Here is a 12,200-nt window from a genome sequence, read left to right as displayed (position 1 = left end):
GCCAGCTCGCCGTCGGCCGTGTCGACCAGCTCGGGCGCCTGCGGCTGCCGCGGTGCCAGCTCGACCTGCGGCGGCGCGGCCAGCTCCTGGTCGGAGACGCCCAGCTCGGCGAGCTTTCGGGCGCTGACCAGCACCCGGGCCTCCAGCGAGCCGACCGCCCGGTTGTACGCGGTGACCGCGCTGCCCAGCGCGGAGCCGAGCTTGCCGACGTGGTCGCCGAGCGTGGCGAGCCGGCCGTGCAACTCGCGGGCCAGCGAGTGCACCGCGGCCGCGTTGCGCGCCAGCGCTTCCTGCCGCCACGAGTAGGCCACGGTGCGCAGCAGCGCGACCAGCGTCGCCGGGGTGGCCAGCACCACGTTGCGGGCGAACGCGTGCTCCAGCAGCGTCGGATCGCGCTGGAGGGCCACGTCGAGGAACGGGTCGGCCGGCACGAACAGCACCACGAACTCCGGTGTGCTGTCGAACGCGGCCCAGTAGGACTTGGCGGCCAGCCCGTCGACATGGGCCCGCAGGTGCCGGGCGTGCGCGTCGAGGTGGCTGTCCCGGCCGCGCTCGTCGCGCGCCTCCATCGCCGTGAGGTAGGCGTCGAAGGGCGCCTTGGCGTCGACCACCACCGACCGGCCGCCGTGCAGCCGGACCACCAGGTCTGGGCGGACCACCTGGTGGTCGGTCGCCGAGGTGACCTGCTCGGCGAAGTCGCAGTGCTCCAGCATGCCGGCCGCCTCGACGATGCGGCGCAGCTGGTGCTCACCCCAGCGGCCCCGGACCTGCGGTGCGCGCAGCGCCGCCACGAGCTGCTTGGTCTCGGTGCGCAGCTCGCCGGAGACCGCGCTCATCGAGCGGACCTGCTCGCGTAGCTCGGCGTAGGCGTCGACCCGGTCGTGCTCCAGCTCGGCCACCCGCTGCTCGTAGCGGCGGAGAGTGTCGTGCAGCGGAGCGACGGCGCGGGCCACCGCCTCCTGGGACTGGGCGGTCGCCTCGTAGCTGAGCGCCCGCATGGACTGCTCCAGCCGCCCCTCGCCCTCCCGGGTGGCGCGCAACGTGGCGTCCAGCCGGGCGATCTCGGCCGCGGAGCGGGACCGGGCGGCGAGCCAGCCCACCGCGCCGCCGGCGCCGAGGCAGAGCACCACCACGGCCAGCGTCGGGAAGTCCATCACTGAAGCTTGCCAAACGCGTACGACTTCGCCGGTGCGGGTACCTTCGTGCCCATGGAACTTCTGCTCGTGATCGTCCTCGTGGGGCTGGTGGTCGGGGCCTTCGTCTGGTGGCGGCGCGAGTCCGCCGCGCGGGAGGCCCGCAGCCTGGCCGACGTGCGGGCGGACGCCCAGCGCTGGTACGAGCGCCTGGGCGGCCAGGTGATGAATCTGCACGGCGACGCGCCCGCGGTCCGGCAGGCGCTAGTCGACGCCGGGGAGCGCTACAACGCCGCCGGCAGCCAGCTGGAGCAGGCTCGCAGCGTGCAGCAGTATCGGCTGGCCCGGGAGACCGCGCTGGAGGGGCTCGCGTACGCGCGGGCGGCCCGGATCGCGCTCGGCATCGACCCCGGCCCCGAGCTGCCGCCGCTCCTCGCCGCCGAGGGCACCGGCGAGCTGACCCGCGAGCGGCAGGTCGAGGTGCAGGGGCAGACCTTCAAGGCCGGACCGCAGCCGGGCCGGGACACCCCCTACTACTACCCCGGTGGGCGCTACCAGGGGCGTCCGGTACCGGCCGGCTGGTACTCGACGCCGTGGTGGAAGACCGCGCTCGGCGCCGGCGCCGGCGTGCTGGGCGGCATGCTGATCGCCGACGCGCTCTTCTCGCCGGCCTTCGCCGACCCGGGCTACGGCTACGAGGCCGGTTACCAGGAGGGCTTCTCCGACGGCGCCGACCACGGCGACGGCGCGGGTGGCGAGGGCGGCGGCGACATGGGCGCCGATATGGGCGGCGGCGACTTCGGCGGCGGTGACTTCGGCGGAGGCGGCGACTTCTGAGTCCACCGGCGGGTGCACGATCCGCCCGTGCCGGCCCGGGCGACCGGACCGGCGGCGACCGCCGTGGCGTCGGCTGGCTCGGGTTCGACCGAGAAGCGTGATGACTCTGCGGCATAAATATGCCTCCGAGTCATCACGCTCGCATGCATGCTGCCCCCGCGAGCCGCGAGCCGCGAGCCGCGAGCCGCGAGCCGCGAGCCGCGAGCCGCGAGCCCGTAGGTCAGCCGGTGTTGCGCATTCCGGCGGCGATGCCGTTGACCGTGGTGAGCAGCGCACGCTCCAACGCCGTACCGTCGCTCGGGGCGCGACGGCCGCCCGGCGCCGTGGCGACCGCCCGGCCCGCGGCGCCCGAGTCGCGGTACTGCCGCAGCAGCGCCACCTGGAGGTGGTGCAGCGGCTCCAGGTAGGTGTCCCGCACCGCGAGGGTGCGCTGGAGGACCGGCGAGTTCTCCAGCAGCGCGGGCGAGGCGGTCACGGCGAGGACCTCGCGCTTGGTCAGCTCGTACTCCTGCTCGATCTTCTCGAAGATCGGGTGGAGCTTCTTCGGCACCAGCGACTCGACGTACCGACGGGCGATCGTCAGGTCGGTCTTGGTCAGCATCATCTCCACGTTGGACAGGAACGTCCGGAAGAAGTGCCAGTTGCGGTGCATCTCGGCGAGCACGTCGGCCAGCCCGGCCTCCCGGGCCGCGGCGAGCCCGGAGCCCACGCCGAACCAGCCGGGGACGATCTGGCGGGTCTGCGTCCAGCCGAACACCCACGGGATGGCCCGCAGCCCGGCCAGGCCGGCGCCGGTGTTGGGCCGCTTCGCCGGACGGGATCCGATGTTGAGCGCGCCGAGCAGTTCGGTCGGGGTGGACGCCCAGAAGTACGCGGGCAGGTCCGGGTCCTCCACCAGCGAGCGGTACGACCGGTACGCGGACTCGGACACCACGTCCATCGTGGCGTCCCACCGTTCCAGCAGCTCGGCGGGCTGGCGCGGCGCGGTGTGCAGCAGGGTGGCCTGGAGCACCGCGGCCAGGGTCAGCTCCAGGTTCTCCCGGGCCAGCGACGGCAGGGTGTACTTGTCGGAGATCACCTCACCCTGCTCGGTCACCTTGATCGCGCCGTCCAGCGTGCCGTACGGCTGGGCCAGGATCGCCTCGTGCGTCGGCCCGCCGCCGCGACCCACCGTGCCGCCCCGGCCGTGGAAGAGCCGCAGGTGGACCCCGTGCCGGGCGGCCACGTCACGCAGCGCCCGCTGCGCCCGGTGGATCGACCACTGGCTGGTGGTGATGCCCGCCTCCTTGTTGGAGTCGGAGTAGCCGAGCATGACCTCCTGCACGTCGCCCCGGGCCGCGACCAGCGCCCGGTACGCGGGCAGCGAGAGCAGCTCGTCCAGCAGCTCGCCGCCGGCGTTGAGCTCGGCCGGGGTCTCCAGCAGCGGCACGAACCCGATCCGGGCCCGGCCGGTGTGCACGTCCACCAGCCCGGCCTCCCGGGCCAGCACCACGGCGGCGAGCACGTCGTCCACACCGAGCGTCATCGAGATGATGTACGACTCGATCACCTCGGTGCCGAACCGGTCCTGCGCCTCCCGGATGGTCCCGAACACGTCGAACGTCTTGCGGGCCGCCTCGGTGAGCGGAGTGTCCAGGGTAGAGAGCGGACGACGGCCGGTCAGCTCGTCGGCGAGCAGCTTGGTGCGCTCCAGCCGGGTCAGCGCCGGGTAGTCAGACACCTCGCCGACGGCCGCGTAGAGCTGGGCCAACACGGCGTGGTGTGCCTCGGCGTGCTCCCGGACGTCCATGGTCGCCAGGTGCAGGCCGAACGCCGAGACGGTGCGGATGCTGGAGGCGAGCCGGCCGACGGCGGTGAGCTGGCCGGAGTTGCGGGCCAGCGAGGCGCGCAGCAGTTCCAGGTCGGCGATCAGCTCGGCCGAGCCCCGGTAGTCCCGGCCCGGCACGTGCGCGGTGCCCTGGCGCAGCCGCTGCCGGGTGTTGGCCAGCTTGGCCTTCACACAGCGGGCCTTGAGCCGGTAGGGCTCCTCGGCGTTGACCCGGCGGAACCGGGGCGCCACCTCGGGCAGCGCGTCCAGGTCGGCGGCGAGGCTGGCGGAGAGGTCCAGCGAGACCCCGCGCAGCCGCCGGGAGACGGACACCTCGTTGATCAGGTGGTCCATCGCCTTCTCGGTGGCCTCGATGCCGTGCTCGTGCTGGATCGTCAGCACGTCGCGGGTCACCGTCGGCGTGACGAACGGATTGCCGTCCCGGTCCCCGCCGATCCAGGTGCCGAAGCTCAGCGGCCGGGCCGTCGGGGAGGTCTCCACGCCGAGCGTCCGCAGCGTGTCGGCGAGGTCGTCGAGGACCTGCGGGGCGGCCTCGGCGTACAGGTCGCGGAGGTAGTAGATGGCGTTGCGCGCCTCGTCGGTCGGGTCCGGCCGGTCCAGCCGCAGCTCGTCGGTCTGCCACATGAGGTCGAGCAGTTCGGCCAGCCGCCGGTTCGCCGGCCCCTCGTCGCTGGCGCCGTAGAGGATCGCGTTCGCCGTCTCGGTGTCCAACTCGTCGGCGATCGCCCGGAGCTTCGACAGGATCGACCGGCGGGCCGCCTCGGTCGGGTGCGCGGTGAAGACCGGCCGGACCGCCAGCCGGCGGGCCACCGAGGCGATCTCCTCGGCCGGCACCCCGCGCTCGGCGATCATCTTGGCCGCCTGGTCCAGCCAGCCGCCCTGCACCGCCCGGCGCCGGCGCAGGTCGCGGGCCCGGTGCACCTGCTCGGTGATGTTGGCCAGGTGGAAGTAGGTGGAGAACGCCCGGGCCAGCTTGGTGCCGGTGGTCACGTCGAGCGTGGCGAGCCGCTGGGCGGCGGTGGGGGCGTCGGAGCGGACCAGCGCGCGGATCTCCTCGACCAGGTCGAGCAGTGGGCGGCCCTCCTGGCGGGCCAGGGTCTGGCCGAGCAGGGTGCCGAGGCGGCGGATGTCGGCCCGCAGCGCGGCGTCGGGGCCGTCGTGGTCGTGCTGGTCGGTCACGGTGCGCTCCTTACGTCGAGACGAAGGACAGCGCTGTCCGACTCCCTGGATGGTATCCGCGCGGACCGGGATGTAAGGAGGGCCCCCAGGAGATCACCTTCCACCGGGCCCGCGCGGTCCGGTCCCGCCGCTGGTCGCGCCCCCCGGACCGGTCGGGTGATCTCAGCCACCGGCGGGCGCGGCGGCCCGGCGGTCCCGGGGGTGTTCTCCACCACCGGCGGCCGGGACGCGGGACGCGGTGGCGCGGCGACCCCGACGCAGGCTCGCGGAGCAACCATGCCGCCAGCCTAGGACCGCTTTCGCGGCGTTCGTGGTGATTCACCGCCCGGAAATCGCTTGGCCGCTCGGTTAGCTTCTGATCATGGTGTCGCTGCGCTACCCGCCCAAGCCGCGCCCGGGCGACCGGGTCGCCGTGGTCTCGCCGTCCGCCGGACTGCCGGCCGCCTTCCCGCACGTGTACGAGCTGGGACTGCGCCGGCTGCGCGACGAGTCCGGCCTGGAACCGGTGGAGTACCCGACCACCCGGATGGCGGGCGCCGACCCGCGCGACCGGGCCCGGGACCTCACCGCCGCCTTCGCCGACCCGTCGATCACCGCGGTGCTGGCCACGGTCGGCGGCGACGACCTGATCACCGTCACCCCGCACCTGGACGACGCGGTGCTACGGGCCAACCCGAAGCCGTACTTCGGCTACTCGGACAACACCAACGTCCTCAACCACCTCTACCGACTGGGCATCGTGGCCTACCACGGCGGGTCGGTGCTGGTGCACCTCGGCCGGCCGGGCGCGCCGCACCCGCTGACCTTCGACTCGCTGCGTGCGGCGCTGTTCACCTCCGGCTGGTACGACCTGACGCCGGCGACCGAGTGGGGCGACCAGCCGAACGACTGGCGCGACCCGGCCACGCTCACCGACGAACCGCTGATGCTCCCCGGTGAGGGCTGGCGCTGGCAGGGCCCGGCGACGGTGGTGCAGGGACGCACGTGGGGCGGCAACCTGGAGATCCTGCACTGGCTCATGGCGACGGACCGGGTCCCGTCCGCCGCGGAACTGGCCGGCTCGGTGCTGATGGTCGAGACCTCGCAGGAGCTTCCGTCCGCCACCGAGGTGTTCCGGATCCTGCGCAACATGGGGGAGCGCGGGCTGCTCGCCGGCTTCCCGGCGGTGCTGGTCGGCCGGGCCAAGGCGTGGGACTTCGACCGCCCGCACACCCTCGACGAGCGGCGGGCCTGGGCGGACGCCCAGCGGGCGGCCGTCACCCGGGTGCTCGCCGCGTACGCCGACGAGCCGGTGGTGGTCTTCGACGTTGACCTCGGCCACACCGACCCGCAGCTGATCGTCCCGTACGGCGGCGAGGTCCGGGTCGACGCGGTCGAGCGCCGGATCTCGGTGCGCTACTGACCGTCAGTCCTCGACGACGGCGTAGGCGCGGACCGGGAAGGTGCCCATGCCGGCGACCCGCGGCGGTGCGGCGGTGAACCGGAAGCCGGCCGGGGGCAGCGCGTCCAGGCCGGTCAGGTGCTCCACGATGGGGATGCCGGCGGCCAGCAGCGTGCTGTGCGCGGGGCGCTCCCCGCCGGCCGCCGGGCTCATGTCGTCGATGTTGATCGAGTCGATGCCGACCAGCGCCGCGCCCGCGTCGGCGAGGGCCCGGGCGGCGTCACCGGTGAGATAGGGCGCCTCCGGGGCGCCGTACCGGTCGGTGCCGAAGTTCGCGTCCCAGCCGGTGTGCAGCAGCACCGCGCGCCCGGCCACGTCGTACGGGGCCAGCATGAGCCGGTCCACCGCGCGGGTGCCGGCCGGCACGCGGACCACCACGCCGGGCAGGTCCACGAGCCGGTCGAGCGGCACGCCGCTCAGGTCGACCCCGTCGGCCCAGCGGTGCGCCGGGGTGTCCAGGTAGGTGCCCGTGTTGGCGATCATGTCGATCCGGGCCACCCGGAACTCGGTGCCCGGGGCGTAGTTGGCCCGGGACGCGGCGAAGGTCAGCCAGTCGCCGATCCGGGGCGCCGGCCAGCCGGGCAGGGTGGTCATCCCGTCGCCGATCACGTGACTCAGCTCGACGAGCCGGCGGCCGGTGCCGGACTCGGCGGCGGCGACTCCTCGGCCACCCTTGTGCGGCTCCTGGATGACCGTCTTGTCGGTGATCCGTACCTCGGCGACCATCAGCAGGCCGAGATGCCGGACCAGGAGCGCGGCGAGGTCGTCGTCGCTGATCTCCCGGCCGGGGATGTCCAGCCGGAACCCTTCGGTCCGCAGCCCGCCACCGTTGGCGAAGCTGATCTCCGCGTCGAACTGCGCCCGCCACTGCTCACCCATGCGGACACCCGACCACGACCCGTCGCCCCGGGTCAAGATCCACCATTCCGCGGCCCCGCCTGAAGGTGGCGGCAACTTCATGGAAGATGCTGCCTCCCGCACGCCGCAGGCAGCACTTTCCGCGAAGTTGCGTGGATCTTGCGGATGGGCAGGGGCGGACGGGGTGGGCGCGGGATGGGGGCGGCAGGTCGGTGGGCGGGGATAGGCTGGTGGGCGTGCACCCCCCGTCCGGCCGGACGAGGGGCATCTGTCGTGTGTCACGACTACGCGTGCCGACTCCCCTGGAAGTGATGTCACATGCTCACCGGTCTGTTCTCCGCCGCCCTGGCCGACCCCGGTCTGGCTCGGGCGCGTGACCTGGCGCGCTCCGGTGCCGCGCAGGTCGACGGGCTGGACCTCACCGCCCCGCCGGCGCTGCGCCCGTTCGCGGTCGCGGCGGTCGCGGCGGATCCCGGCGAGGCCGGCACCGGCGGCACGCCCGGCGGGGGCGCCGGTCGCCCGGTGCTGGCCGTGACCGCCACCACCCGGGAGGCCGACGACCTCGCCGCGGCGCTGGGCAGCCTGCTCCCGTCCGAGCAGGTGGCGGTCTACCCGTCGTGGGAGACGCTGCCGCACGAGCGGCTCTCGCCCCGCTCGGACACCGTCGGCCGCCGGCTCGCCGTGCTCCGCCGGCTGGCCCACCCGCAGTCGGCCGACGCGCACGGCCGCAGCGGCCCGCTGCGGGTGGTCGTCGCCCCGGTGCGCTCGCTGCTGCAACCGCAGCTCAAGGGACTCGGGGACTTGGAGCCGGTGCAGCTCGCCGCCGGGGTCGAGGCCGATCTGGAGGAGGTCGCCCGCCGGCTCATCGACATGGCGTACGCCCGGGTCGACCTGGTCACCAAGCGCGGCGAGTTCGCGGTGCGTGGCGGCATCCTGGACGTCTTCCCGCCCACCGACGAGCACCCGTCCCGGGTCGAGTTCTGGGGCGACGAGGTGGAGGAGATCCGCACGTTCGCGGTCGCCGACCAGCGGACCATCGAGCAGGTCGCCCAGCTCTGGGCGCCGCCGTGCCGCGAGCTGCTGCTCACCCCCGACGTGCGCCGGCGGGCCGCGGCGCTGGCCGAGCAGCACCCGGAGTTGGCCGAGATCCTGGACAAGCTGGCCGAGGGCATCCCGGTCGAGGGGATGGAGTCGCTCGCCCCGGCGCTGATCGGCGCCGACTCGATGGAGCTGCTGCTGGACGCGATGCCGGCCGGCACCCACGTGCTCCTCTGCGACCCGGAGCGGATCCGCACCCGGGCGCACGACCTGGTCCGTACCTCGGAGGAGTTCCTCCAGGCCAGCTGGGCCGCGGCCGCCGTCGGCGGCCAGGCCCCGGTCGACCTCGGCGCCGCCGCCTTCCGCAGCCTGGCCGAGGTACGCGCGGCCGCCGGGAAGCTGAGCCAGCCGTGGTGGACGCTCTCCCCGTTCGGCCTCGTCGAGGCGGAGGCCGCGCCGGCCCGCCAGCCCTGGGAGGACGCGCCGGAGGAGGTCAGCGTCACCCCGGACGACGCGATCGCGGTGACCCTGGCCGCCCAGCCGGCGCCGCTCTACCACGGCGAGACCGCCCGGGTGGTCGACGACCTGAAGCGCTGGGCCGGTGAGGGCTGGTCGATCGCGCTGGTCTTCGAGGGGCACGGCCCCGCCCAGCGGGCGGTCGAGGTGCTCCGCGACGCCGGGCTGGGCGCCCGGCTGACCGAGACCGTGCCGACCGCGCCGGCCCCCGGCGAGCTGCTGGTGGCCTGCGGCTCGCTGAGCGCCGGCTTCGTCGACGAGGCCTCCCGGTTCGTCCTGCTGACGGGCAACGACCTCACCGGCGGACGGGGCACCTCGACCCGCGACATGCGCAAGATGCCCAGCCGGCGGCGCAACACCATCGACCCGTTGGAGCTGAAGGCGGGCGACTTCGTCGTGCACGAGCAGCACGGCATCGGCCGCTACGTCGAGCTGGTGCAGCGCACCGTGAACGGCGCCTCGCGGGAGTACCTGGTCATCGAGTACGCCGCGAGCAAGCGGGGTCAGCCCGGCGACCGGCTCTTCGTCCCCACCGACCAGCTCGACCAGCTCAGCCGGTACGTCGGCGGCGAGCAGCCGACCCTGCACAAGATGGGCGGCTCGGACTGGCAGAAGTCGAAGGCGCGGGCGCGCAAGGCGGTCCGGGAGATCGCCGCCCAGCTGATCCAGCTCTACGCCGCCCGCAAGGCGTCCAAGGGGCACAACTTCGGCCCGGACACGCCCTGGCAGCGGGAGCTGGAGGACGCCTTCCCCTGGCAGGAGACGCCCGACCAGCTCGCGGCAATCGAAGAGGTCAAGCGGGACATGGAGCAGACCGTCCCGATGGACCGGCTGATCTGCGGCGACGTCGGCTACGGCAAGACCGAGATCGCGGTCCGGGCGGCGTTCAAGGCGGTCCAGGACGGCAAGCAGGTCGCCGTCCTGGTGCCGACCACGCTCCTCGTGCAGCAGCACTACAACACGTTCGCCGAGCGGATGGGCCAGTTCCCGGTGACGATCCGGCAGCTGTCCCGCTTCCAGACGCCTAAGGAGGCCGAGCAGACCCTGACGATGGCGGCCGAGGGCACGGCCGACATCGTCATCGGCACCCACCGGCTGCTCCAGGCCGCCACCCGGTTCAAGTCTCTCGGGCTGGTGATCGTCGACGAGGAGCAGCGGTTCGGCGTCGAGCACAAGGAGCACCTGAAGTCCATGCGGGCCTCGGTCGACGTGCTGAGCATGTCGGCCACCCCGATCCCGCGGACGCTCGAGATGGCGATCACCGGCATCCGGGAGATGTCCACCATCGCCACCCCGCCCGAGGAGCGCCACCCGGTGCTCACCGCCGTCGGGGCGTACGACGACCGGCAGGTGGCCGCGGCCATCCACCGTGAGCTGCTCCGCGACGGGCAGGTCTTCTACCTGCACAACCGGGTGGAGTCGATCGATCGGGCGGCCCGCCGGATCCGTGAGCTGGTGCCGGAGGCGCGGGTCGCGGTGGCGCACGGCCAGATGGGCGAGGAGGCGCTCGAGAAGGTGATGGTCGGCTTCTGGGAGAAGGAGTTCGACGTGCTGGTCTGCACCACGATCGTGGAGTCCGGCATCGACATCCCGAACGCCAACACACTGATCGTCGAGCGGGCCGACCTGCTCGGCCTGGCCCAACTGCACCAGATCCGCGGCCGGGTGGGCCGGGGCCGGGAGCGGGCGTACGCGTACTTCCTCTACCCGGCGGACAAGCCGCTCACCGAGAACGCGCACGAGCGGCTGGCCACCATCGCGCAGCACACCGAGCTGGGCGCCGGCATGTACGTGGCGATGAAGGACCTGGAGATCCGGGGCGCCGGCAACCTGCTCGGCGGCGAGCAGTCCGGGCACATCGAGGGCGTCGGCTTCGACCTCTACGTGCGGATGGTCGGCGAGGCGGTGCAGGCGTTCAAGGGCGAGCGCCCGGAGGAGGAGGTCGACGTCAAGATCGACCTGCCGGTCGACGCGCACCTGCCGCACGACTACGTCGGGGTGGAGCGGCTGCGGCTGGAGATGTACCGCAAGCTCGCCGAGGCCCGCGACGAGGAGCGGCTGCGCGAGGTCGTCGCCGAGATGACCGACCGGTACGGCGAGCCGCCCACCCCGGTGCAGAACCTGGTCGCGGTGGCCCGGTTCCGGCTGCTCGCCCGCCGGTACGGCCTCACGGACGTCAGCGTGCAGGGCAAGCACCTCCGGTTCGGCCCGCTGCCGCTGCCCGACTCGAAGCAGATGCGGCTCAAGCGCTACCACCCGGACGCGGTCTACAAGCAGGCCACCGAACAGGTCAGCGTGCCGCGGCCGAGCACCCGCCGGGTCGGCGGCGAGCCGCTGCGCGACCAGGCGCTGCTGGAGTGGTGCGCCCAACTGCTCTCCGACGTCCTCGGCGAGCCCGCCCTGGCAACGACGGCCGGCTGACCCACGCCCCCGCACGACGCGGTGATCATGAAGTTGTTGTCGCGACACGCCGGCGCGGCGGGCAACAACTTCATGATCGCCGGCGGTCGTACGGGGTGGACGGTGCGCAGGGTGGGGGGCGTCACAGCTGGGGGTTGGGCATGAGAGAGTGGCGGTCATGCGTGCTCGCCGTCTGATCGCCGCCGCCAGCGTCGCGGCCCTCGGTGTCCTCTCCCTCGCCGCCTGTGGGAAGTCCGCTCCGGACGTCGCCGCGTACGTCGGTGACACCAGCTGGTCGACCGCGCGGGTCGACGAGATCTACGACGACCTGCAGGCGAAGTACGGCGAGGCGGTCCGCCAGGAGGCGAGCCAGGCCGGGGCGACTCCGTCGCCGGACCAGCTGCGCTCCTCGGTGACCCGCCAGGACGTGCTCAATCTGCTGATCAGCCTGGAGCTGGGCAAGCGGGTGGCGGCCGCGAAGAACGTCCAGGTGCCGGACCAGGTCAGCCCGGAGGAGCTCCAGCAGGGCCTGCGGGTGCCCGCCGCGGCGGAGTACACGCGGCTCTGGGGCGAGTGGATCGACGTCTCGCAGGCGCTCAGCCAGCAGCTGCCGTTGGCCGAGCAGCTCAGCGACGACGCGGTGATGGCCGTCTACCGGGCGATCGCCAAGACCGGCGCGATCGACGGCGGGCTCTCGGTGGACCAGGTCCGGCAGGCGTTCGGCGACGGCGGTTTCGTCCGGGCCGCGTCGGCGCTCAGCGCCGCGCTTCAGGAGGAGGCCGAGCGGGCGGACATCGCGGTCAACCCGCGCTTCCGCACGGTCGGGGTGCCGTCGGTGGTCAGCACCGGCCAGGCGCTGGTCTTCTACTCGCTGCCGTACATCGACCAGAACGGTCCGGTCACCGACATCTCCACCCCCGAGCCGCTGCCGTCGGCCGAGCCGGCGGAGACCGCGGGCACCGACAGCTGA

General features: G+C 73.5%; 6 protein-coding genes and 1 pseudogene. 4 read left to right on the top strand and 3 right to left on the bottom strand.

The features are described 5' to 3' along the window. Positions 1 to 23: 23 nt before the first annotated feature. A pseudogene (locus O7603_RS17235) lies at positions 24 to 1,154 on the bottom strand (DNA recombination protein RmuC); the annotation flags it as partial. Between the two features lie 54 nt (positions 1,155 to 1,208). On the opposite strand from O7603_RS17235, the gene O7603_RS17230 reads away from it, so the two are divergent. Continuing rightward, on the top strand, positions 1,209 to 1,970 hold the full coding sequence (locus tag O7603_RS17230; protein WP_281570829.1) for a hypothetical protein: 762 nt from the start codon (positions 1,209 to 1,211) through the stop codon (positions 1,968 to 1,970). Between the two features lie 220 nt (positions 1,971 to 2,190). On the opposite strand, the gene ppc is transcribed toward O7603_RS17230, so the two are convergent. Then, positions 2,191 to 4,977 carry a phosphoenolpyruvate carboxylase gene (gene ppc / locus O7603_RS17225; RefSeq protein WP_281570828.1) on the bottom strand — a complete coding sequence of 929 codons (2,787 nt, stop codon included), beginning with the start codon at positions 4,975 to 4,977 and terminating at the stop codon, positions 2,191 to 2,193. Positions 4,978 to 5,338: 361 nt separating this feature from the next. Here ppc and O7603_RS17220 point away from each other — a divergent pair, with 361 nt between their 5' ends. After that, a complete protein-coding gene (locus tag O7603_RS17220; RefSeq protein ID WP_281570827.1) occupies positions 5,339 to 6,379 on the top strand; it encodes a S66 peptidase family protein in 1,041 nt (346 codons plus the stop codon). Between the two features lie 3 nt (positions 6,380 to 6,382). Here O7603_RS17220 and O7603_RS17215 read toward each other — a convergent pair whose 3' ends face one another. Next, positions 6,383 to 7,297 (bottom strand): cyclase family protein, encoded by a 915-nt coding sequence (locus tag O7603_RS17215; RefSeq protein WP_281570826.1) that lies wholly within the window; start codon positions 7,295 to 7,297, stop codon positions 6,383 to 6,385. 297 nt (positions 7,298 to 7,594) lie between these two features. Between O7603_RS17215 and mfd the strand changes: the two genes are divergently transcribed. Beyond that, complete coding sequence (mfd, locus tag O7603_RS17210; protein WP_281570825.1) at positions 7,595 to 11,251, top strand: transcription-repair coupling factor; 3,657 nt, start codon at positions 7,595 to 7,597, stop codon at positions 11,249 to 11,251. 157 nt (positions 11,252 to 11,408) lie between these two features. Further along, positions 11,409 to 12,200, top strand: a complete 792-nt coding sequence (locus O7603_RS17205; RefSeq protein ID WP_281570824.1) for a hypothetical protein — start codon at positions 11,409 to 11,411, stop codon at positions 12,198 to 12,200.

The sequence above is a fragment of the Micromonospora sp. WMMD812 genome, from assembly GCF_027497215.1.
Lineage (GTDB): Bacteria > Actinomycetota > Actinomycetes > Mycobacteriales > Micromonosporaceae > Micromonospora.
This window is presented reverse-complemented; position numbering and strand designations above follow the sequence as displayed.

What these genes read in the sequence shown, in the direction of transcription:
- O7603_RS17205 (WP_281570824.1), top strand. Translation starts at nt 11,409, where the DNA reads ATGCGTGCTCGCCGTCTGATCGCCGCCGCCAGCGTCGCGGCCCTCGGT.
- O7603_RS17215 (WP_281570826.1), bottom strand. Translation starts at nt 7,297, where the DNA reads ATGGGTGAGCAGTGGCGGGCGCAGTTCGACGCGGAGATCAGCTTCGCC.
- O7603_RS17220 (WP_281570827.1), top strand. Translation starts at nt 5,339, where the DNA reads ATGGTGTCGCTGCGCTACCCGCCCAAGCCGCGCCCGGGCGACCGGGTC.
- mfd (WP_281570825.1), top strand. Translation starts at nt 7,595, where the DNA reads ATGCTCACCGGTCTGTTCTCCGCCGCCCTGGCCGACCCCGGTCTGGCT.
- O7603_RS17230 (WP_281570829.1), top strand. Translation starts at nt 1,209, where the DNA reads ATGGAACTTCTGCTCGTGATCGTCCTCGTGGGGCTGGTGGTCGGGGCC.